Raw genomic sequence first — 21,756 nt, 5'->3', positions numbered from 1 at the left:
TAATTTACGAGCGCTTTTGTCACTCATCTTCTCAAGACATGACTACTCATGCAAAATTTTATAAATCGTTCTTGCCATCACTTCACCTAAGCCCGGCACGACTGTCAGTTCTTTTTCAGATGCTTTTAAAACACCTTGAATCCCACCAAAATGTGTTAATAAATCTCGACGGCGTTTAGGTCCTAAGCCCGGAATTGCTTCTAAAACTGAGGTGCTACGGCGTTTATCACGTTTAGCGCGGTGTTTAGTAATGGCAAAACGGTGAGCTTCATCACGCACCTGTTGAATCAAATGTAGCGCCTTACTATCTTCAGGTAACTGGATTTTTGTGCCATCGGTAAAATGAAGCGTTTCAAGCCCCGGTTTACGGCCTTCACCTTTCGATACACCTACCATAAAAGCTTCTAACCCAAGCTCTTGCATTACTTCCATGGCCATATGGAGCTGACCTTTACCACCATCAATTAAAAGCAGATCTGGTAACATTGCCTTTTTATAGCGACGCGTTAAAGCTTGGCGCATTGCTGCATAATCGTCACCCGCAGTAATATCTTGAATGGCAAATTGGCGATAATCCCGTTTACGTGCTCCACCTTGGTCAAACACTACGCATGATGCGATCGGTGCTTCACCCATGGTATGGCTAATATCAAAACATTCAATCCGATCAATTGGACGGCCAACTACCTGCTCAAGCTGGTGGAAACGCTCATTGAGTTCTAAGTGGTTACTCAACTGCCCTTTAATCGCATGTTGAACGTTCATTTCGGCAAGTTCTAACCATTCAGCACGTGTTTCTCGTACACTGCTCTTAATCTGGACTTTCTTTCCAAACTGCTGTGCTAAAGCTTCTTCCAGCTCTTTACGGTCAGGTAAGGCAGTATTCACAATCAGTTCGCTTGGTACTTCATCGGCAACTTGAAAGTAAAAGTTTGCCATGAAGTCACTTAGCATTTGTCCAAGGTCATCGCCCAACATGTCAGGGAAATAGCTTTTACCTCCTAACATACGACCGTTACGTACATGCATAATCTGCACACATGTCACGCCAGCCTGATAGGCAATTGCCAAAATGTCAGCTTCACCTTTCACTTTGAAAACAGCTTGCTGTGCTTGTACTTCGCGAAGTAAAGACAACCGATCCCGATAAAAAACCGCTTTTTCAAATTCAAGATCTGCCGCCGCCTGTTCCATTTTCGCAATCAGTTCCTGGTTTAACTCTTTGGTATCACCTTGTAAGAAACGAATACTGTTATTCACATCTTCTTTGTAATCTTCTGGTGAGACCAAGCCTACACACGGAGCCGAACAACGTTTGATTTGATATTGCAAACATGGACGTTTGCGCTGTGAAAAGTAACTATTTTCACACTGACGGACATTAAAAAGCTTTTGTAAAACCAGTAAGGTATCTCGGGCACTATAAGCACTTGGATAAGGCCCAAAGAATTTACCAATTTGGTGCTTACCTTTGCCACGTCCACTGGCAATTCGTGGATACGGTTTATCTGCCGATACAAAGATATAGACGTATGACTTGTCGTCTCGCAGCATAATGTTATAAGGCGGACGATGTTGTTTAATTAAGTTTTGTTCTAAAAGCAGCGCTTCGGTTTCTGAACGCGTAACTAGCGTTTCAATATCATAAATTCGAGCGACTAAAGCTTGAGTTTTCGGATGCTCAATGGTTTTAACAAAATAACTCGACACCCGATTTTTTAGATTTTTAGCTTTACCAACATATAACAACTCCCCCTCTTTCCCTAGCATCTTATAAACGCCTGGAAGTTGGGTCAGATTAGCTAAAATTTTTTCAATATGGGGACGAGCGTTTTGATTCACTATTGGCATACATGGCTTAATATTGAATACCTAATGTGATGTTTTCACCTTTACTTTTCAAGTGCTTTACTGTGCCAGAACCTAAATTTGAAAAGGGATAGGAAACTAGCCCGACAAAGTGTGTCGTATTTCCTTAAGAGTCGAGGCGATAGTAACTATATTTCACATCTTTTTCTTTATAGACCGCATAGGTTTTTTGACGAAAATCTGAGAACCAGCCATTACCCGTATAGCCCGCAATATGCCCGTAAGTATGACCACTGGTACGTTCGATAATATAAATATCCCCTTCTTGAGGACGATTAAATGCCGGCTTGATTTTCTTATAACCATTCTTTTCTAAGGTGTGCCCCCAGTCAGATGCAGCTACAGGATGCTTTGATACATCTGCACCCGCAGCTTGTAAGGCAATGCGAATATTCTTGGCACATTTTTCTTTACTGTGCTTTGCAGACATACTTTCAAGCTTACTTGAGAACTTATGTAGATCAATATTTTGATCTTCCGATTTATGTCGTTTAGAAGCCGGTCGATGAAGTTTTTTATTTCCCGAAGAAGCTTTGCTTAACATCGCTTTCGTTTTTAAGTCACCTTGAGAACTTTCTTCTTTTCTCACTTTGATATGGTGAACATATGCATGAGCTGCGTGATGAGCATGAGCCATTGTAAAACCTACTTCCGCTAACCAAGTCTTCGAAAAAACCGCGCCATTGTAGAATCAAAATTATCTGTTGGCTTTTAATAGTTGTAACAAATTGCCAGCACTGTGAAATAGGTCACAAAATTAATTTGTCGTTTTTAATACCTATAAAAAAACGCCCTTTCGAACTTACTAAAGATTAGTCAATCCCATCTATTTCAACACGATTGACCAAGCACTTATAGAGAGTTTCAGATTAGTTTAAATTATTTAAATAAACTGTTCGCTCTGCAGTTTTTTGAATAAAGCATTGTGTATATTGCATTTCCTGATTTTGCTTACGCATCTCAGCGGTCCAATAATCGGATTGCTTTTGGTAAGTTTCTAAGTCTTTTTCAGGAATTTCATCTACAGTCTTTTGTGCCAGCACCTTACATTCAACATCACGTTTTTTAAACCAATCCGATTGATCTTGTTTAAATTGAGTTTTTTTATCGGCACTCAATTTATCCCAAGTCAGATTTAAGCGTTCCACTTGCTTCGCTTTGTCAGCATCCAATTCTTTTTTACGAACATCCATGGCTTCCTGAGCCAGAGCAGTCTGCTCTTCATTATTTTGCTCAGATATTTGCAGATTTTCTTCAATATTTTCTTCAATCAACTCATTTTCTTTAACATAAGCTGCATATTGCACAGCTTTAGTGGCAACAAAAACCAATCCTTCAATCACACTATTTTGAGTTGGCAAGTCAAACACCAAACCTTCTTTATCTGTTTTTGTAATGTTATAGAAAAAGTCACCTTTCAATTGATCATTTTCAAGGGTCAAAGAGGATTCATTATCCGAAAAATAGTCATTGAGCGTATCCGATTCTTTATCAGAATGACGCAACTCTTCAATATATGCTTTTTCCGCACGTTTTTGTAAACCTTTAGGAAATGAAACAACCAATTGGCTTTCACAGCTGAGTTGTGTATTTTTTTGGCTTTCATCTTCTAACGGTAAAGTGCGAACATTTTTAATTTCAAACTTCAAACCTTGATTAATTTTATTAAGAATATCCGTATCAACCTGATATTGACTTTGCCTTAAACTACGTTCGATTTGTTTCAAATATTCTTTTTTCAAAGAGGTTTGAATCTGATTTAAATTATCAGGGTATGTACAGCTCCAATCCGAAATTGCCTCGACTTTTTCTGTTTTTGATTTTGGCTCTGGCTTAGATTTACCACATCCAGTCAATATCACTGCTGCAGTGAATGTAGTTATTACTAAAGCTTGTTTCATCACCGTATTCATTTATATTCCACGCAAATTTTTAAAATTTATTAAGTACAAGAAAGGCATATATTTACCAGTCGCCTTATCATCCCAATAATTAAAATAGAATTCACCTGAAATTTTAAATAAAATACTCCCCACGCTAATAATCATCGTTTTAAATGCATAAAAATAAATCTAAATTATTTAAATAATCACAATAAAAAAACGCCCTTTCGGGCGCTTTCATTAAAATACGTATGGTCGAACAAAAATCAGGAAGAAAATTCCAAGCATGAGGAACCATTTCAAGAAGTAATACAACTTACGATTACTAGCTTTTAAAGCTTTAGCTTTAATACGAATTTGATAAACATAACCAAAGGCTTTATTTAAGCCCCCTGTTTGGTCACCTGTTTCATTCGGTGAGCTTGCCGCAGTCATTACGTTACGACCAAACCAATGATTGAAACGTTCCATCCATTTTACTTTCATTGGACGTTCAACATCGGCAAAGAAGATGATACGGTTTTGATCGGTCTTATTTTCAGCATAGTGAATATAAGTTTCGTCAAACACGACACTTTGACCGTCACGCCAAGAGTATCTTTCACCATCTACATCAATGAAACAACGGTCATCATTTGGAGTAATCAGGCCCAAATGATAACGGAGTGACCCCGCATATGGATCACGGTGTCTGACCAAACGGCTGTCAGGAGCAAGCTCTGTAAACATTGCCGCTTTAATGGTTGGTAATGTTTTGAGTAAAGCCGTTGTTTTTGGGCAAAGCTCAGCAGCAGAAGGATGGCTTGATTCATACCACTTGAGGTAAAAACGTTTCCACCCTGTTTTAAAGAACGAGTTAAAACCTAAGTCGTTATAGGTACTTGATGCTTTAATCCCACCTTGGTCATATAAAGCTTTCGCTTCATCTCGAATCATTTCCCAATTTTCATCTAACACTTTTAAATCTTTAAAGTGTTGAGTGTCGATATAGGGTTGATTCGGTACCTTTGAAAAGATGTACATTAAAAAGTTAATCGGTGCGAGCAAGGTTGAATGGTCAAAAAATTGACGATAAAACGAGTGACGCACTTTGCCGCGATGTTGGATATACAATGCAGATATCACAAAAATCGCTAATATGATCCACTTAATCATATTGCTACTCTTTCAAAGTTTAGGGCAACCTTACCTTAATTTTCTAAGGTAATAGCAACCGGAAGTTTATTTAATTGGCGCAAATTTTAACAAAATTGACTTATAAAAAGCGAATGTAAAAAATTAAACAGTTTATTTCGGAAAATTAAGAGGCCTTAATATAAAAAAAGCGCTTAATTTGTTATGGTGATCATTCATTAGAAAATTGTGACTTTGTAGTCGATTTTTTTAGACATTACACCAGAACAATTGACCTTTTTGACAAGAAGTGAATAGGATAAAATTCTCATTTTTTATATAAAAAATTAAAGATTTATACTTTTTATAAATAAAAACTTAAATTAAAACAAAAGCCTTTACTCAGCAGCTATCTCTATGATTTTCTTTATGCATTTAATTGGTATGAATTCAATTAAAAATAAGATGACCCTTGCGTCACGGCTTGATACAACTTGTCGGGTTCTTTTTAGATATAGTTATCGTAAGATTAGCGAAGCATAAATGTGTACCGGAGCTGTACACACGCTTCATAACATCAACTTAGAAATCCTCCAAAACTAAGGAGATCAGGCATGATCCACGCTGGCAATGCCATTACCGTCCAAATGCTTGCGGACGGAATTGCAGAATTCCGCTTTGACTTACAAGGTGAGTCGGTCAATAAATTCAACCGTGCAACAATTGAAGATTTCAAAGCTGCTATCGCGGCTGTAAAAGCTAATAACGATATTAAAGGCTTAGTTGTTACCTCGGGCAAATCTACATTCATTGTTGGTGCAGATATTACCGAATTTGGTCAAAACTTTGCACAAGGCGAAAAAGCGATTGTTGACTGGCTTATGCCTGTTCACGAAATCTTCAATAGCTTTGAAGATTTAGACCTTCCAAAAGTTGCTGCTATTAACGGCATGGCTTTGGGTGGTGGTTTTGAAATGTGTTTAGTTTGTGACTATCGCGTGATGTCAGAAGCTGCACAAGTTGGTTTACCAGAAATTAAACTCGGTATTTACCCTGGTTTCGGTGGTAGTGTTCGTTTAAGCCGTCTCATTGGTATTGATAATGCAGTTGAATGGATGGCAATGGCTACTCCAAAGAAACCTGCTGCTGCACTTAAAGATGGCGCTGTAGATGCTGTGGTTGCTGCGGACAAATTACTTGACGCTGCTACTGATCTGGTTAAGCAAGCGATTTCTGGTCGTTTAAACTGGAAAGCAAAACGCCAAGAAAAACTTGAAGCTGTAAAATTGAACCCACTTGAACAAATGATGGCGTTCAATACAGCAAAAGGTGCGGTACTTGCTAAAGCAAATCCTGCTCAATACCCTGCTCCAAAATTATTACTTGATTCATTACAAGCTGGTGCAAGCCTTGCACGTGATGAAGCGTTAAAAGCTGAGGCTGAAGGCTTTGCCAAAGCAGCCGTAACTCCTCAAGCTGAAGCATTAATTGGTTTATTCATTAATGACCAAGTTGTTAAAAAAGCATCTAAGCAACATGAAAAGGGTGCTCATCCTGTAAACCAAGCTGCTGTACTTGGCGCGGGTATCATGGGTGGTGGTATTGCTTACCAAGCGGCAAGCAAAGGCACTCCAATCATCATGAAAGATATTGGTAACCCACAACTTGCATTAGGTATGAAAGAAGCAAACAACTTGTTAACCAAGCAAGTTGAACGCAAGAAAATGAAACCTGCGCAAATGGGTGAAACACTTGCTCGCATCCGTCCTACTTTAAGCTACGAAGAGTTTAAAGAAGTTGACATCGTGATCGAAGCGGTAACTGAAAATCCAAAAGTAAAAGAAATCGTACTTGCTGAAACTGAGAAAAATGTTCGTGAAAACACGATCATTGCTTCTAACACCTCTACTATTTCAATTACACGGTTAGCAAAAGCATTACAACGTCCTGAAAACTTCGTTGGTATGCACTTCTTCAACCCAGTTCACATGATGCCACTTGTTGAAGTTATTCGTGGTGAGAAAACTTCTGAAGAAGCAATTGCAACTACGGTCGTGCTTGCTCAAAAAATGGGTAAAACACCAATCGTTGTAAATGACTGCCCAGGATTCTTGGTTAACCGTGTATTGTTCCCTTATTTCGGAGCATTTGACCTTCTTGTAAAAGACGGCGCAGATTTCCAGCAAATCGACAATGTAATGTCTAAGTTCGGTTGGCCAATGGGTCCTGCTTATCTGATCGATGTTGTAGGTATCGATACAGGTGTACATGGTGCTGAAGTGATGGCTGAAGGTTTCCCTGACCGTATGAAGCCAGAGTACAAAGGCGCGATCGAAGCAATGTACGAAGCGAAACGTCTTGGTCAAAAGAATGATGTAGGTTTCTACAAATACGAACTCGACAAGAAAGGCAAGAAAGCAAAAACTGTTGATCCAACAGCGTATGAAGTAATTGCTCCATTCGTAACTGGCGAAAAACGCGAATTTGATAACCAAGAAATTATTGACCGTATGATGCTTGCTCTTTGCAATGAAACTGTTCGTTGCTTAGAAGACAACATTGTAGCGACTGCATCTGAGGCAGACATGGCAATGATTATGGGTATTGGTTTCCCTCCATTCCGTGGTGGTCCATGCCGTTACATCGACCAAACAGGTGTTGCTGAATACGTTGCACTTTGCGACAAATATGCGCACTTAGGTAAGGCTTATGAAGCGCCACAAATGTTGCGCGACATGGCTGCTAACAACAAAAAATTCTACGGTTAAGGAGCGACGTGAATGGCTACTTTAAATCCACGTGACGTTGTGATTGTTGATGGCGTTCGTTCTGCCATGGGCAAATCTAAAAACGGTATGTTCCGTAATGTACGTGCCGACAGTTTATCTGCTGAACTTGTACGTGCGCTCGTTGCCCGTAACCAGTTTGATGTAAATGAAGTTGAAGACCTGATTTGGGGCTGTGTAAACCAGACCCTAGAACAAGGTATGAACATTGGCCGTAACATCGGTTTATTGGCTGGCTTGCCTAAAACTGTGGCTGGTCAAACAGTTAACCGTCTTTGTGGTTCTTCTATGCAGGCAATCCACACTGCGGCTGCACAAATTGCAACAAACCAAGGTGATATCTTCATTATTGGTGGTGTAGAGCACATGGGTCACGTAGGCATGATGCACGGCATCGACCTTAACCCTGAAGCATCTAAACACTACGCTAAAGCATCTAACATGATGGGCTTAACTGCTGAAATGTTAGGTCGCATGAACGGCATTACCCGTGAAGAACAAGATGCGTTCGGTGTTGAATCTCACCGTCGTGCTTGGGCTGCAACTCAAGAAGGCCGTTTCAAAAATGAAATCATTGGTGTTGAAGGCCACGATGCAAATGGCTTTAAAATCCTTTGCGACATCGATGAAGTGATTCGTCCAGATGCAAACCTTGAAGCGTTCAAAGCATTAAAACCTGTATTTGACCCTAAAGGTGGTTCAGTAACAGCAGCAACATCTTCTGCTCTTTCTGATGGCGCTTCTGCAATGTTGCTTATGTCTGCTGAACGTGCACAAGCATTAGGTTTAAAACCACGTGCCGTGATCCGCTCTATGGCGGTTGCTGGTTGTGATGCAGCAATCATGGGTTATGGTCCAGTTCCAGCAACTCAAAAAGCGCTTAAACGTGCTGGCTTATCAATTGCTGATATCCAGACTGTTGAGTTAAATGAAGCATTTGCTGCACAAGGCTTGTCTGTTCTTAAAGGCTTAGGTCTGTATGACAAACAAGACATCGTGAACTTAAATGGTGGTGCAATCGCTCTTGGTCACCCACTAGGCTGTTCAGGTGCTCGTATCACCACTACGTTGTTAAACGTAATGGAGCAACAAGATACTCAAATCGGTCTTGCGACCATGTGTATCGGCCTCGGTCAAGGTATCGCAACAGTGATCGAACGTGTTTAATTAACACCAAGATAAAAAAATCCCCGCTCAATGCGGGGATTCTTTTATCGACCAGCTAATCCATTTTCGATTTTCTTCTGTAAATCTATAATGTCATTAATATTTACTTTCATCGTACCCTCACGATAAGCATCGACATTACTTCGGTTAATTTGCAGAGGCTTTAACATTTCAAAAAGACCATTGGTTGGGTCAGAAGATTGGATTCCACCCGCTACAGCTAGAATATATTCTCGTAAAAATGGAGAAAGCTGAGACAAGTCTGGCTGTGCCATGACAGGTTGATAGTCTACTGTCGTCATACCTTCAGGGACTAAAGCATTCTGTATATCGTTATGAGTTTTATACTCACGATGTTGTAGAGCCTGACGCACTTTTTTATCTTCTTGAAATGGGACAAAGCCCACTTCTTCACGTAGCTCAGATTCGGCCATAACACGAATTGTAGGTAAAGTAGCCACTTCTTCTGCTTGAACAGTTGGTAAACCCATAAAAGCAAATACAGCAATGAAGGCTGATTGTTTTAGAAAGTTCATAACTTGCTCCCAAAATCAGTCACCCTACGCGAACTCAAAATGATGACTAAATAAAATGTTCTATAAATAGGCTACAACAAAGTCATTTTTGATTCAGTAATGCTCAGATAAACGGTAAATAACGTTAGATTTTTAAACTTATTAAAAAGAAATTCATAAAAGATTTTAGAAATTAATCTGAATATGGCTAAGTCATATTATATTGCCAGATTTAAATATTACGATTTTTTGTTTATAGTCAGCTTTTTATAAATCCATTGAATTCGACAGAAATAATGAACTTTAAAATATTAAATCAGAATAGTCTTATGAGCTGCTTACTAGTCAGTTTCTTTCTCACTGGTTGTGTGAGTAATCGAATTATTGGTGAAAACACGCGAGAGCTATTTACAAAATACGACTCAGGCTATGAATGGATCACTTTAACAGAAGATGATGTAATTGCATTCGGTAAACCATCAGTATCTCTCCCAAATGAACCAGAGGACAGTATTGTTATCGCAGGGAAAAAATATAGTTATGTCATTAGTAAAGGCGGTAACGATTTCATTCAATTAATTAGTCAATTAAATCCACAATATATTCAAATAAGTAATGAGCTAGATTTTAATGCTCCAGCTTCGAATAGTAACCATTTTTACGGACATATTAGATTTTCTTACACCCCACCTAATGGGAAATTGAACGAGAAAGAATCAGCTTTATTTAAACAATATGGTGTAGTTCCATGTGACTATGAAAAGACATTAGAACTACATAAATTTGAGTTAAATCTTAGAGGAACTGTTTATCCTCCTGTAAACAATCTTAAAAAAATAACCCCTTTATCTAAGCCATATCACGTTAGAATCCAATATCTTCATGATAAAAGCGGAAAAGTGCCCTTATCAACTAAGGAGAAGCTAGCAAGTTTACCACTGCTTCCGTTTACCTTAACTTTCGATATTATCGCTTTACCTGCGAAAGTCATGGGTATCATTTACCAGCCTTAATAGATTAGGAATAAAAATTACAAATTTCAGTAAAGATAAAAAATCCCCGCTCAATGCGGGGATTTTTATCAATTTTCTAACATTTCTTTTAAAGAATCGACTAATTGCGGAAATTCCGTATAACCTTCCCGACCTAAAAAGTGCCCTCCATTAGGAACGGTAATGTACGGCGCATCAATATCCTTAGCCAATTGAATCGTTAGCTGTGGTGGAACCAAATCATCATTATCAGACAAATAAACCAGCTTTTTCTTTATGTCACGGAAATAGTTGGTGTCGACTTTACTCTTTGTTATATAAGGACTAAGAGGTGAAAAGTCTGAAATTGGACCAGAGAATCCAGATACTAAAATCATTCCTCCAATATTTTGATAATCATGTCTTTGTAAAAAGTGTAGTAAGGTAATTACCCCTAAACTGTGGGCAACAAAATAAGTATTTTCATTAACTGCAGGAATCTGCTCATCTAATATTTTCTGCCAAGCATCGACGTCCGGATGCTCAGGATCTGGAAATGGTATTAAAGTAACAGTTGTATTTTCGTCTTCTATTTGGTGTTTTAGGTCCAAGAACCAATGATCATTGATAGAAGCTGAGTAACCGTGAAGCACAAATATTTGACGCATGTTCTTCTCCTGTAATTCAAGGGTTTTGGCATTTGTAACAAATGACATTAATCCGAATATCACCAATAAAATGAGTTTTCTAATCATTGAACAAGTACCATTTTGAAATATAAAAACATGCTAAACTATGACACCACTGTTAAGGTCAACCCATATTTTATGAACTTAGCTAAAGTTTCCGAGCTCACAAAAGTAAGCCCACGTATGCTGCGGTATTATGAAAATTTAGGGCTTATACAGCCTCATCGAGCGAGTAATAATTATCGAAGTTATACGCAAAAAGATATTGAAAATATTAAGAAAATTAAAATATTAAATGACGCAGGTATGAACCTGAAAGACATTCATGTTTTATTGCCATGTTTTGATTTAGATGAACGGGTATTTACGCTGTGTCCAGTGGTTCAAGAAAAACTGCAAACAGAACTTAAGCATGTGTCCGATCAGTTAAACAAACTGCAAACTTCTCAAAGTTTATTACAATCTTTCTTGGCAAAAGGAAAAGCTGAGAGCACCAATATTTAAAAAGTGATGCTCCTCCTATAGCTATTCTTTTAACTCCCCTTCCAAGGCAGCTACATTCTTTTTCTTAATTTTTTCAATTTTTGCATTAAGTTTTAAAACGTCTTGATACAGTACATTAAACTTTTTGACCTGAGCATTTTCATGGAAAAGTATCATCTGATCTTTCTTTTGCCATGGATAAGTTTTTAAAAGCTTAAACATTTCTTCTGCTTTATCTAAAATTTGTAGCTCAATCATAAAAATTGCATGGTCCTGATCGGCTTTTTGCTGAGCTCCTAATTTTATTTCGAGGATTTGTCTCATCTCTTTATCAACAGACAGTTCCTGAATTTTTGACAAGAAGGTTTTATGAATTTTTTCATATTCGGATTGATACTTATCTGAAGCTCTGCGAACATCGGCTAACATTTTTTCGGTTTCAGCATATTTTTGTTTTTTATCATGATCTAAACGGTCAACATTTAAGAACGTATCCCATTTCGCCGCTTTTAATTCTCTTAAATATTCATTACGTGCGTTCACATTTTGGACCCAATAACTCAAAAGAAACTCTGAGACTTGTTTGTAGTGTCCTGCCAGCCGTTTATCGTGAATATCAAGTTGTACAGGTTTAGTCCAGTCTTGAGCCTGATCATAAAGCTGATTCATTTTTTCAGTCATTACTACATCAAACATTTGACTGCTATCTTTGGCTTGCTGCTGTTTTATATGTTGATAGGTAAAAAAAACAATACTCGTAATAACAACCAGACTTGCAATTGCAATCAAAACTCGGCGCATAAACACCTCCTATTTCCATTCTTATAGTTTTGCTCTTTATAGTTATAAAATAGAGCTTATAGTTCTTTATATGCCATTTATTTCACAATACGCAACACTCTATTCTCCATTCAATGCTTTAAATCCGTGTACATCATCCCTATTATGATGAGTAAATTATATTTATGAGATTCTCCCATGCGTGTTGATGTCTGGTCTGATGTAGTATGCCCTTTCTGCTATATCGGCAAAAAACGCCTAGAACATGTCGCTGCCGAGGCAGGTATCGAGCTTGATATTCACTGGCATAGTTTCGAACTAGATCCTGATGCTCCCGCAAAACATGACACTTCAAATACTGAGCGTTTAGCTAAAAAATATGGCCGTACCTATGAAGAGATGGAAGAAATGGAACGCAACATTGCGGCCATGGCTGCTTCTGAAGGTATTGACTTCCAATGGCAAAAAGCCAACTCAGGCAATAGCTTTAATGCACACCGTATTATCCACCTTGCACAAAGTAAAGGTTTAGGAAACGAAGCAAAAGAAGCCTTTTTCCATGCTTATATGACTGAAGGTTTAGCTATTGGCGAACGCGAAGTTGTAGAAGAAATTGCTTCTCGTATTGGCCTTGATAATGCCGAAGTTGAGTATGTACTCGATACAAATGAGTTGGCTGACTTTGTTCGTCATGATGAAAAAATTGCACATGAGCAGCTCAATGTAACTGGCGTACCTTTCTTTGTATTTGACCAAAGAATCGCACTTGCAGGAGCACAACCTCGTGAAGTGTTTTTACAAGTACTAGAACAAGCACAGCTCAAGGCAAATGCTGAAAATATTGAGCAAGATGACGCAGCTGTTTGTAATGATGAAACATGCGATATTCCACAAAATAAATAGGCTTAACGATAAAGTGTGAACGAGTCGTATGTTTTATCACCATTTTAGCAATAGAGCGTTCTAAAAAAAGAACTATTCAATTGTTTAAAATCGGTTTATGATTGCGGCTTAGAATATTCGCGCTGTAATGTTCTGTTTTTTATGTGTTTAATGATCGGAATTTGAAGTTTCCTTGATCAAAAACTCCCCCCTAGTTTGGGGGATTTTTTTGCTTAAAAATTATCGCTAATAGCTTAAACTTTTTAATTAATTTCAAATATGTAAGAAAAGTTAAATTTACTTAAGTTTTGTGTCGTCCTCTTGATTTTATTAGAAAAATCTACAAAAGTGACAATAACAACAAAACATAAAGATAGATATGAAAACATTTCACATCATTACATATCGGCAGCTTTTTGCCCTTTTGACCTTAGGATTTGGTTCAGTATGTATGGCTCATGCAGAAGTAAATTCTTCCTCAACCCAACAAGTAAACGGTTTGTCATCTGGAGCACAAACTGAAGAAAATAAAGATGAAAATCTTTTAGACCAAATTCCGAGATGGATTGATGCAACCCCAACGATTTTCCCGGAGCAGTCCAACGAACCGATTGTTCCACCAACCGAGCAAACCGAAGATCAGACTTGGTTTGACCGTAAACAAAAGAAAATTCGTAATTGGGCCGATCGTACATCTGGAAAAATTGATAATTGGTTTGGTGAAGTTGACCCACAAAAACCCGCGTCAGCCACCATTCGGGTCATGATCGATAACTATTGGAATGAATATGATAATTATGAAATCAAGCCCAGAATTCGCGGTAAGATTAAATTACCTACTCTAGAAAACCGTTTAAGTGTGGTATTTGGTGATGACTCTTTAGATGACGAATTTAATAATAGCCCAGCCAATATCAATCAAAACCCAAATCAAGATCCAAATAAAAAGTTAGATGGTAAACGAACTCGAGATGACAACAGCTCAATCGCATTACGTTGGTCAAATTTCTCGAAAAAGCTACCTTTTGAAACAGACGCTGACTTAGGTATCCGTTCTGGCGATGATATTTATGTCCGTTTAAAAGCATCGAGAGACTGGCAACTCCGTAATGATTTTAAATTTTATGCAGAACAAATTTATCGTTATGGCATAGATAGTGAAAACTACTTACGTACTAATCTTGAACTCACTCATGCTCGTCCAAATCAGCCGATCTTATCAAACCAGTTCAGCTTAACTTATGCCGATGATCAAGACGATGATTTGACATGGGAAAACCGTCTTTTCCGAGAACATAGCTTCTTTGCAAATAACCGTTTTAACTATGGTATTTATACAGGTGGCTACTACAATGACAACGATTTACGTTTAAACAGTTGGGGACCATTTGTATCATGGCGTCAGCCTGTTTTACGTGAATGGTTCTTTGTACAAGGCGACCTCAATTACTTTAATGACCATCGTGAAGATCGCAACCATTATGTGAGCACATTCTTACGATTAGAAGCCCTTTTCTAAGCTTAAAAATCACCTTGGATTCCCCATCCAAGGTGATGAATAATAAAATACTTTTAAATAAAAATTTAAGCTTTTCTTCTTACAATAACGAGCTAATTTTTGATTCCTGATCTTCAGAAAAATGAATCAATTCTCTTCTTTTTCATTTGAATACAGATCTACTGCCTTACTTTGCATTTATAGCTTAGGTATGCTGGTTTTAATTCCTCATACACAGCTTTTGTCCACTTCTTTGAAACACTCACGCTCTACAAGGCGAATCCTGTATTCGTCTGTGGTTACTCTCAAAACAAAAAGTCAGTCTGTATCTTTTTTACGTTCACCATGCGAAGTAGAACCAAGTCATAGTTCAGATACCGCACTTATTCAGGACCTGATGGCTGTATTCGGAAATGATACGTTGTGGAGTCGCGCAGCCCAACGCAAACATCCTTATAAAACCTTTGGCAAGATCAAAAAGAAAGCTTCAACTCTTCATGTTTCAGAAAATAATCCGCTCACAGCAAGTTGGAATACCATTTCAACCTGGATGCCGTTTGAAAATGATCTTGATCTAGGCTCAAACTCGGAAAGTGATGTTTATGTACAATTTCTTGCCAAGAAAAAATGGAATTTACGACATAACATTAGTCTAGATACTGAGCAAATTTTCCGATATGGTTCGACCAGCCGGAATTACACTGAAACGACGCTGAACTTAACGCAGAAAATGCAAGATAACACATTATTTTCCAATACATTTAATGTGAATAAGAGTGGAAAGGAAGATTACAACTGGGGGAATTGGACTTTCCAACAATTTGAATTTGTAAAAGATAATCGTCTGACTTACGGTATTTATAGCGGTGGTGTATATGCCAATAACGATATCCGCCTAAATAGTTGGGGACCTTATATTTCATGGCGTCAACCGATATGGAGAAATTGGATTTTTATGCAAAATGATCTTAATTTCTTTAACCATCTTGATGAGGACCCGAAGCATCAGCTCAGTGTCCAAATGAATCTGGAAGCTAATTTTTAGACAAAAATCCTCAAGTTGTGGATAACTCTTTCTTTATCCACAAAAAAGCCCCTGATAATTCAGAGGCTTTTTCTATTGCAAAATTATTTTAGCAATAAGCTATTAATACGCTTCACATAAGCTGCCGGATCTTCCGGTAATCCACCTTCTGCAATCACCGCCTGATCAAAAATCACATTCGCCAAATCATCAAATTGTTCTGAACCTTCAAGTTTTTTCACTAAAGGATGCTCAGGGTTAATTTCTAAAATTGGCTTGATTTCAGGTACAGCTTGCCCTGCTTGTTTGAGCATACGAATAAGTTGAGGAGACAACTCGCCTTCACTAGTCACTAAACATGCCGGAGAATCTACCAAACGTGTCGTTACACGGACTTCTTTGGTTTTAGCCTTCAATGAATCACTTAATTTCTCAACAACAGGTTTAAACTGTTCAGCCGCTTGCTCAAGTGCCTTTTTCTCTTCAGCATCTTGCAAGTCACCTAAATCAACTGCACCTTTAGATACATTCTTCAATGGTGTACCGTCAAACTCGTGAACAAAGTTCATTGCCCACTCGTCAACACGCTCTGCCATTAATAATACTTCAATGCCTTTTTTCTTAAACAACTCCAACTGTGGAGAGTTCTTAGCAGCAGCTAAACTTTCAGCAGTCACATAATAGATAGCTTTTTGGCCTTCTTTCATGCGTGCCTTATAGTCCGCAAAAGAAGTTGTTACTTCATCATTTGTTGAAGTTGCATAACGTAATAATTTTAAAATACGTTCGCGGTTACCGAAGTCTTCACCCAAACCTTCTTTAAGAACTGAGCCAAACTCAGTGTAGAACGTTTTGAATTTTTCTTGGTCTTTTTCATCTTCAGATTTAGCTAAGCCATCAAGCAAAGTGAGTACACGGCGTGCGTTACCTTCACGGATTGTCTTAACATCACGGCTTTCTTGCAACAACTCACGGCTGACATTAAGCGGTAAATCAGCGCTGTCCACGACACCTTGTACAAAGCGTAAATAGTTTGGAATTAAATTGTCCGCATCATCCATAATAAATACGCGTTTTACATACAGCTTAATTCCTGCTTTTGCTTCACGTGTAAAAATGTCATGAGGTGCTTTACTTGGAATATAAAGTAACTGGGTATATTCCGTACTACCTTCTACACGGTTATGTGCCCATGCAAGAGGAGCTTCAAAATCGTGAGTTAAGTTTTTATAGAACTCAACATATTGCTCTTCAGTCACTTCACTTTTGTTACGTGTCCATAGGGCACTTGCCGAGTTAATTGCTTCCCACTCATCTGTTTTGACCATTTGGCCGCCTTTAGGCTCCTCACCTTCAGCAACCTCTTCTTCTTGCCAAACTTCTTTTTGCATTTCAATTGGCAAGCTAATGTGGTCAGAATATTTATTAACGATTTGCTTAACTTTATAAGACTCTAAATAATCAAGCGCGTCATCACGCAAGTGAAGAATAATGTCAGTACCGCGTGAAGCTTTATCAATTTGCTGAACTTCAAACTCACCTGTACCACCACTGATCCAACGCACCCCTTCAGAAGCATCTAGACCTGCGCGGCGTGATTCAACCGTAATTTTATCGGCAACAATAAAACCTGAGTAGAAACCAACACCAAACTGACCAATTAACTGAGCATCCGCTTTCTGGTCACCCGTCAATTTTGACATGAAATCTTTAGTACCTGATTTTGCAATTGTACCCAAGTTATCAATGGCTTCTTGTTGGCTTAAACCAATACCGTTATCAGAAATTGTTAAAGTTTTATCTTCTTTATTTAAGCTGATTCGTACATGTAAATTAGGGTCATTTTCATAATATTCAGGATGATTAATTCCTTCGAAACGCAATTTATCACATGCATCTGATGCATTAGAGATAAGTTCACGTAAGAAAATTTCAGGGTTTGAATAGAGAGAATGCGTCACTAAATGTAAAAGCTGTGCTACTTCCGCTTGGAAACTATAATTTTGTGATGCTTGTTCACTCATAAATCACTCCTTAAATTTTGAAGTCTGTTTGTTCTCGAATGCTTTATGAATGGAGTACTTCTAGAATTTTTCAATCCTGAATATTAAAAATTTTTACTCTAATTAAAATGGGCCATGGCTTAAGACCCTATCTTGTAAAATAGTGTCTAGTTGTTTTTGTCTTTGTTGATATGCCTTAGAAATACAACTCACATTAGCTGCACAAGCATTTCTTTTTTTCAGCCATTGCTGCTGTGTATCTTTTTGATTATCACGTCCACCCATTGGTAGTGCATGTAAAACAATTTGATATGTCGTTGCCATTTTGACATCGGCATCATTTAAAGATCGGTTCTTACAAATACTGAGTTCAGTCTTTGTTTTTGCAGCATTGCAAGAGAAACTAGCGGCTTGCAAACTATGCGTAAAAGCTAAACCACTAAAAAGTGCTAGCCCCATGGCAAATTTTCTATTCATCATATTATTCCTTTAAAAATGTATAAAAAATAGTTTAGAAACAAAGAACGATAAAATATGTATAAAACTGTCTATTTTATGCGTTTTTTAGTGAGAACCATGAAATAAAAAACCTCACATAAAAAAACTATGTGAGGTGCCTGAATCTAGGTTTATTATTATATTCTTTCTATTTATTATTATGCTTAGAATTTATAGCTATAACCTAAAGTGTAAACAAACGGGTTAATATCTAAGTCAAATTTAGCACCATTTGTTAAAGTAACTTCTGGACTAATATCTGCATAACGAACATCTACAAATACTCCCCAATTTCTAGCATCAGCAGGTTGGAAATTAAAACCAACTTGGCCAGCGACACCAAAATCTTCTTTAACTTTTACAGCAACACCTTGTTCATCCCAAGGAATAAATGCTGATGCCCCGATACCAATATACGGTGTAAAACGAGTCGAGTTTTTAAAATGATATTTCGCGGTAATTGTTGGTGGCAATTGTTTAATACGCGCTACTTTCTGACCATCTAATAAAACATCATGATTAACCGGCGTTGCTAATAATAATTCTGCCGAAAATGGAGATTGACCAAAAAAGTATTCTACTGATGGAGTAAATGCATATTCATGGTCCGCCTTTACTACACCTAAAGGTGTTGTTGTATCTTCCGATGGAGCAATAACACTACCCCCAAATTTTACTTGCCAATTACCAGCAAAAGTAAATGACGACACCCCCATTAATGCAATAACTAATGCTTTTTTGAACACTTTAATATCTCCAACCTTATTTATATTTATAATAAACATTTATTTTAAATTGATGCAACACCCATTATAAAATTATTTTTATATTTATTTTTAAATAACTGTTTTAAATAAAATTATATATTAACCGACTATTTTAATTGGTTTTTTATTCCAACCTAATTAATCAGAATTATTTTATATAACCAACCTTTTTAATAAACTTTAAATCCCGAGTATTTTAATATAGTTTATTCTAAATACATGTTTTGTTTATACCACAAAAAAACCTCCTTAATCATTATCTCTAGATAAAAACTAAGGAGGTCTTTATTTAATATTTTATAAAAATTATAAAACCATGGCTGCAATCCAACCAAAAATTAATAGCGGAATATTAAAGTGAATAAATGTTGGTATCACAGTATCCCAAATATGGTCATGTTGCCCATCTACACCTAAACCTGCTGTTGGTCCTAAGGTAGAATCAGAAGCCGGAGATCCAGCATCACCTAAAGCAGCAGCTGTCCCGATAAGCGCAATTGTCGCTAATGGTGAGAAACCGAACTGGACACATAAAGGTACATAAATAACAGCTAATACAGGAACACTTGAGAAAGATGAACCTATACCAATCGTGACAAATAGGCCAATACAAAGCATTAAAAATGCAGCAAGCGCTCGGTTATCACCAATGATTTCTACCACACCTTTAACCAACTGGTTAATATCTCCGGTATGAGTCATAACTGAAGCAAAACCAGCAGCAGAGATCATAATAAAACCGACTAGAGCCATCATTCTCATGCCTTGTACAAAGACATCATCTGCATCTTGCCATTTAAAAATGCCTGCCGTAGAAAGCACTGCAAAGCCCACTAAACCACCCAAGATCATTGAGCCGGAATAAAGCTGCGCAACTAAAGTGAGTCCAATAGCCAGTAAAGCCATAAAAATTGTTTTTTTAGCAATAACAGGGCCTTGCTCTGCCTCATGTTTAAGTTCTTCTGCGTCAGCTTTTAAGTCTGCTGTTTCATCTTGTGCAGTTGCACGAAGAGGTTTATCTAAATCAATTGTAGTTACAGGGCTTATCGAACGGTCAGCATAAATTCGTGGCTTACGGTAACTGATAAATACCGCAACCAAGGTGCCTAGAACCATTCCCAAAACTGGAATTGCCATACCAATAGGCATCATGCCACGTTCTACATGTAAGCCATAAGCAGCACCAATCTTGTTGATATTTCCCATCAAAATCTGTTCAAGGAAAATCGCACCAAAGCCAACAGGTAAGAAAATATATGTCCCAACTAAGCCTAGCGTAAGTACACAGGCTGCGGCGCGGCGGTCTAGTTTTAAATGGTTCATGACTCGTAATAATGGCGGAACAAGTACAGGAATAAATGCAATATGAACTGGAATAAGGTTTTGAGAGAAAATAGCTGCGATCAGTAAAATACCTAAGAGTAAATATTTCACTTTAGTTTCTCGGCTTTTCCCCGCTTCCATTCCCAATAAACCAATCAGTTTATGGGCAAGTAAATCAGGTAATCCAGATTTTGAAAGTGCCAGAGCAAATGCCCCTAACACTGCATAGGCAAGTGCAACTTCAGCACCATCACCAAGACCAGCGTTAAAGGCTTCAACAGTTTGAGAAAGGCTTAAACCCGCTACGAGGCCGCCCACAATGGCAGAAACCACTAAAGTCAGTACGACAGAAACGCGCGCCAGTGATAATAAGAACATCACTGCAATCGCAATAACGACAGCATTCATGAATAAGTTCAGAGCAAAACAAAAGGCGATATTCTACCAGATTCACCTCTATGAAGCCGAAAATATCGCCGAATTACCAGTTTTGTATATTAAACAGTCACTTATTAGCTCTGCGAGTCAATAAATTGGCGAATATGAGCTGCCACTTTTTCAGCCTGACTTAAAATCGCCCAATGATTTGCTTCAAGCTCAACATATTCGAAGTTTTCAACCCATTTTGGCATCGCTTCTGTAATATATTCGGGGCTGACAAAAGTGTCGTACTTTAAAATAATTGCTTTAACTGGACATTGCGCATAACGCTGACGAGGGCCAGTTAAACGTGGAATAAAATTCGCACGATATAAGTTAATACCGTATTTCCCATCTGAAGAAATATTACTATTTAAAGGCAAATTATCTTTTCGCTCTAAGTCATTTAAGATCTTACCCCACTTCTCTGGACTAAACAGCGACCATACAGTTGGAGCAATTAGCGGTAAATGGAATGCTCCGATATACCATGATTTTGTGAGTATTTTTAGGATCTGTGCAGGTGATGTTTTGAACTTCTCTCTTAAGAAAAGTGCCGCATGATCCAAACATGGACCGGAAATTGTTGTATAAGAGAGTAAACGGCCTTTAAATTTAGGTTCTGTTGCAGATTCCCAAGACTGAATTGAACCCCAATCATGCGCAGCCATATGGAACTGTCGATTTGGGATTACCTCATCTACGACTTCCTGCAAATCTAAAGATAAACGTTCTAAACGGTAATCCCGTATCCGTTTAGGAATAGATGATAAGCCTGCCCCACGGACATCATAAGTCACAATATAAAAATCATTGATTAAATGCTCAATGACCGATTCCCATACTTCCTGATTATCTGGATAACCATGCACTAACACTAATGGAGTATTTTTCTCATCACCCCAAGCTTTGGCACACAGGGTTTGTTGATCACTTGTCGTTACGGCATAAATCTTTGGCTGCATAATCATTTCCTATTTTGTTTTTCAATCGATCATGTCGTTAATCGGATAAAGCATTGCCATCAATATAAAAAAGATGATACTTATCTAGTATGACCAGTGTTGCAATAAAAAAAATTGACT

General features: G+C 37.9%; 19 protein-coding genes and 1 pseudogene. 7 read left to right on the top strand and 13 right to left on the bottom strand.

Going from position 1 to position 21,756, the window contains the following annotated elements:
- Positions 1-42: 42 nt before the first annotated feature.
- From uvrC to lpxO, 5 genes and pseudogenes are all read right to left on the bottom strand, one after another.
- Positions 43-1,842, bottom strand: a complete 1,800-nt coding sequence (uvrC, locus tag KNQ97_RS05290) for an excinuclease ABC subunit UvrC (RefSeq protein WP_012300759.1) — start codon at positions 1,840-1,842, stop codon at positions 43-45.
- Positions 1,843-1,975: 133 nt separating this feature from the next.
- Positions 1,976-2,506, bottom strand: a complete 531-nt coding sequence (locus KNQ97_RS05285) for a peptidoglycan hydrolase (RefSeq protein ID WP_000929592.1) — start codon at positions 2,504-2,506, stop codon at positions 1,976-1,978.
- Between the two features lie 232 nt (positions 2,507-2,738).
- Complete coding sequence (locus tag KNQ97_RS05280) at positions 2,739-3,782, bottom strand: lysozyme inhibitor LprI family protein (protein WP_001099004.1); 1,044 nt, start codon at positions 3,780-3,782, stop codon at positions 2,739-2,741.
- Positions 3,779-3,905: pseudogene (locus KNQ97_RS05275) on the bottom strand (hypothetical protein). The gene KNQ97_RS05280 and the pseudogene KNQ97_RS05275 overlap by 4 nt, the downstream one beginning before the upstream one ends.
- An 87-nt stretch (positions 3,906-3,992) precedes the next feature.
- A complete protein-coding gene (gene lpxO, locus KNQ97_RS05270) occupies positions 3,993-4,907 on the bottom strand; it encodes a lipid A hydroxylase LpxO (RefSeq protein WP_005129847.1) in 915 nt (304 codons plus the stop codon).
- A gap of 572 nt (positions 4,908-5,479) precedes the next feature.
- Between lpxO and fadB the strand changes: the two genes are divergently transcribed.
- A complete protein-coding gene (gene fadB, locus KNQ97_RS05265; RefSeq protein ID WP_000580939.1) occupies positions 5,480-7,633 on the top strand; it encodes a fatty acid oxidation complex subunit alpha FadB in 2,154 nt (717 codons plus the stop codon).
- Positions 7,634-7,645: 12 nt separating this feature from the next.
- A complete protein-coding gene (fadA, locus tag KNQ97_RS05260) occupies positions 7,646-8,818 on the top strand; it encodes an acetyl-CoA C-acyltransferase FadA (RefSeq protein WP_000212712.1) in 1,173 nt (390 codons plus the stop codon).
- Positions 8,819-8,862: 44 nt separating this feature from the next.
- On the opposite strand, the gene KNQ97_RS05255 is transcribed toward fadA, so the two are convergent.
- Positions 8,863-9,354, bottom strand: coding sequence for a hypothetical protein (locus KNQ97_RS05255; protein ID WP_253611958.1), 492 nt, complete (start codon positions 9,352-9,354; stop codon positions 8,863-8,865).
- Positions 9,355-9,629: 275 nt separating this feature from the next.
- Between KNQ97_RS05255 and KNQ97_RS05250 the strand changes: the two genes are divergently transcribed.
- Positions 9,630-10,346: a hypothetical protein gene (locus KNQ97_RS05250; protein ID WP_002070110.1), complete on the top strand. Its 717-nt coding sequence runs from the start codon at positions 9,630-9,632 to the stop codon at positions 10,344-10,346.
- Between the two features lie 68 nt (positions 10,347-10,414).
- Here KNQ97_RS05250 and KNQ97_RS05245 read toward each other — a convergent pair whose 3' ends face one another.
- Entirely contained in the window at positions 10,415-11,059 is a 645-nt protein-coding gene (locus KNQ97_RS05245; RefSeq protein WP_104513693.1) for an alpha/beta hydrolase, read from the bottom strand.
- Between the two features lie 72 nt (positions 11,060-11,131).
- Here KNQ97_RS05245 and KNQ97_RS05240 point away from each other — a divergent pair, with 72 nt between their 5' ends.
- Positions 11,132-11,497 (top strand): MerR family transcriptional regulator, encoded by a 366-nt coding sequence (locus KNQ97_RS05240; protein WP_001046657.1) that lies wholly within the window; start codon positions 11,132-11,134, stop codon positions 11,495-11,497.
- A 21-nt stretch (positions 11,498-11,518) separates the two neighbouring features.
- Here the strand turns inward: KNQ97_RS05240 and KNQ97_RS05235 are convergent, their stop codons facing one another.
- Complete coding sequence (locus KNQ97_RS05235; protein WP_253611957.1) at positions 11,519-12,277, bottom strand: hypothetical protein; 759 nt, start codon at positions 12,275-12,277, stop codon at positions 11,519-11,521.
- Between the two features lie 177 nt (positions 12,278-12,454).
- On the opposite strand from KNQ97_RS05235, the gene KNQ97_RS05230 reads away from it, so the two are divergent.
- The 3 genes from KNQ97_RS05230 to KNQ97_RS05220 all read left to right on the top strand — a co-directional run bounded on the left by KNQ97_RS05230 (position 12,455) and on the right by KNQ97_RS05220 (position 15,681).
- On the top strand, positions 12,455-13,159 hold the full coding sequence (locus KNQ97_RS05230) for a DsbA family oxidoreductase (protein ID WP_001261850.1): 705 nt from the start codon (positions 12,455-12,457) through the stop codon (positions 13,157-13,159).
- Positions 13,160-13,517: 358 nt separating this feature from the next.
- A complete protein-coding gene (locus KNQ97_RS05225) occupies positions 13,518-14,657 on the top strand; it encodes a hypothetical protein (RefSeq protein ID WP_000846681.1) in 1,140 nt (379 codons plus the stop codon).
- A 121-nt stretch (positions 14,658-14,778) separates the two neighbouring features.
- Positions 14,779-15,681, top strand: a complete 903-nt coding sequence (locus tag KNQ97_RS05220; RefSeq protein WP_025465010.1) for a hypothetical protein — start codon at positions 14,779-14,781, stop codon at positions 15,679-15,681.
- Between the two features lie 83 nt (positions 15,682-15,764).
- Here the strand turns inward: KNQ97_RS05220 and htpG are convergent, their stop codons facing one another.
- The 5 genes from htpG to KNQ97_RS05195 form a co-directional block, all read right to left on the bottom strand.
- Entirely contained in the window at positions 15,765-17,684 is a 1,920-nt protein-coding gene (gene htpG / locus KNQ97_RS05215; protein WP_001294942.1) for a molecular chaperone HtpG, read from the bottom strand.
- Between the two features lie 102 nt (positions 17,685-17,786).
- Positions 17,787-18,140, bottom strand: coding sequence for a lysozyme inhibitor LprI family protein (locus KNQ97_RS05210; protein WP_001080202.1), 354 nt, complete (start codon positions 18,138-18,140; stop codon positions 17,787-17,789).
- 185 nt (positions 18,141-18,325) lie between these two features.
- Positions 18,326-18,907, bottom strand: coding sequence for an OmpW family outer membrane protein (locus KNQ97_RS05205; protein WP_253611956.1), 582 nt, complete (start codon positions 18,905-18,907; stop codon positions 18,326-18,328).
- A 327-nt stretch (positions 18,908-19,234) separates the two neighbouring features.
- Complete coding sequence (locus KNQ97_RS05200) at positions 19,235-20,659, bottom strand: Na+/H+ antiporter family protein (RefSeq protein WP_000994938.1); 1,425 nt, start codon at positions 20,657-20,659, stop codon at positions 19,235-19,237.
- Positions 20,660-20,763: 104 nt separating this feature from the next.
- Positions 20,764-21,642, bottom strand: coding sequence for an alpha/beta fold hydrolase (locus tag KNQ97_RS05195; RefSeq protein WP_161632012.1), 879 nt, complete (start codon positions 21,640-21,642; stop codon positions 20,764-20,766).
- Positions 21,643-21,756 lie beyond the last annotated feature (114 nt).

This window comes from Acinetobacter sp. UC24323, assembly GCF_024151445.1.
GTDB lineage: Bacteria > Pseudomonadota > Gammaproteobacteria > Pseudomonadales > Moraxellaceae > Acinetobacter > Acinetobacter baumannii.
The sequence above is the reverse complement of the archived record's forward strand: the minus strand, read 5'-3'. Positions and strand labels throughout refer to the sequence as shown.

Excerpts from the sequence above, each read along its gene's own strand:
- KNQ97_RS05285 (WP_000929592.1), bottom strand. The coding sequence starts at position 2,506 with ATGGCTCATGCTCATCACGCAGCTCATGCATATGTTCACCATATCAAA.
- KNQ97_RS05280 (WP_001099004.1), bottom strand. The coding sequence starts at position 3,782 with ATGAATACGGTGATGAAACAAGCTTTAGTAATAACTACATTCACTGCA.
- lpxO (WP_005129847.1), bottom strand. The coding sequence starts at position 4,907 with ATGATTAAGTGGATCATATTAGCGATTTTTGTGATATCTGCATTGTAT.
- fadB (WP_000580939.1), top strand. The coding sequence starts at position 5,480 with ATGATCCACGCTGGCAATGCCATTACCGTCCAAATGCTTGCGGACGGA.
- fadA (WP_000212712.1), top strand. The coding sequence starts at position 7,646 with ATGGCTACTTTAAATCCACGTGACGTTGTGATTGTTGATGGCGTTCGT.
- KNQ97_RS05255 (WP_253611958.1), bottom strand. The coding sequence starts at position 9,354 with ATGAACTTTCTAAAACAATCAGCCTTCATTGCTGTATTTGCTTTTATG.
- KNQ97_RS05250 (WP_002070110.1), top strand. The coding sequence starts at position 9,630 with ATGAACTTTAAAATATTAAATCAGAATAGTCTTATGAGCTGCTTACTA.
- KNQ97_RS05245 (WP_104513693.1), bottom strand. The coding sequence starts at position 11,059 with ATGATTAGAAAACTCATTTTATTGGTGATATTCGGATTAATGTCATTT.
- KNQ97_RS05240 (WP_001046657.1), top strand. The coding sequence starts at position 11,132 with ATGAACTTAGCTAAAGTTTCCGAGCTCACAAAAGTAAGCCCACGTATG.
- KNQ97_RS05235 (WP_253611957.1), bottom strand. The coding sequence starts at position 12,277 with ATGCGCCGAGTTTTGATTGCAATTGCAAGTCTGGTTGTTATTACGAGT.
- KNQ97_RS05230 (WP_001261850.1), top strand. The coding sequence starts at position 12,455 with ATGCGTGTTGATGTCTGGTCTGATGTAGTATGCCCTTTCTGCTATATC.
- KNQ97_RS05225 (WP_000846681.1), top strand. The coding sequence starts at position 13,518 with ATGAAAACATTTCACATCATTACATATCGGCAGCTTTTTGCCCTTTTG.
- KNQ97_RS05220 (WP_025465010.1), top strand. The coding sequence starts at position 14,779 with ATGAATCAATTCTCTTCTTTTTCATTTGAATACAGATCTACTGCCTTA.
- htpG (WP_001294942.1), bottom strand. The coding sequence starts at position 17,684 with ATGAGTGAACAAGCATCACAAAATTATAGTTTCCAAGCGGAAGTAGCA.
- KNQ97_RS05210 (WP_001080202.1), bottom strand. The coding sequence starts at position 18,140 with ATGAATAGAAAATTTGCCATGGGGCTAGCACTTTTTAGTGGTTTAGCT.
- KNQ97_RS05200 (WP_000994938.1), bottom strand. The coding sequence starts at position 20,659 with ATGAATGCTGTCGTTATTGCGATTGCAGTGATGTTCTTATTATCACTG.
- KNQ97_RS05195 (WP_161632012.1), bottom strand. The coding sequence starts at position 21,642 with ATGATTATGCAGCCAAAGATTTATGCCGTAACGACAAGTGATCAACAA.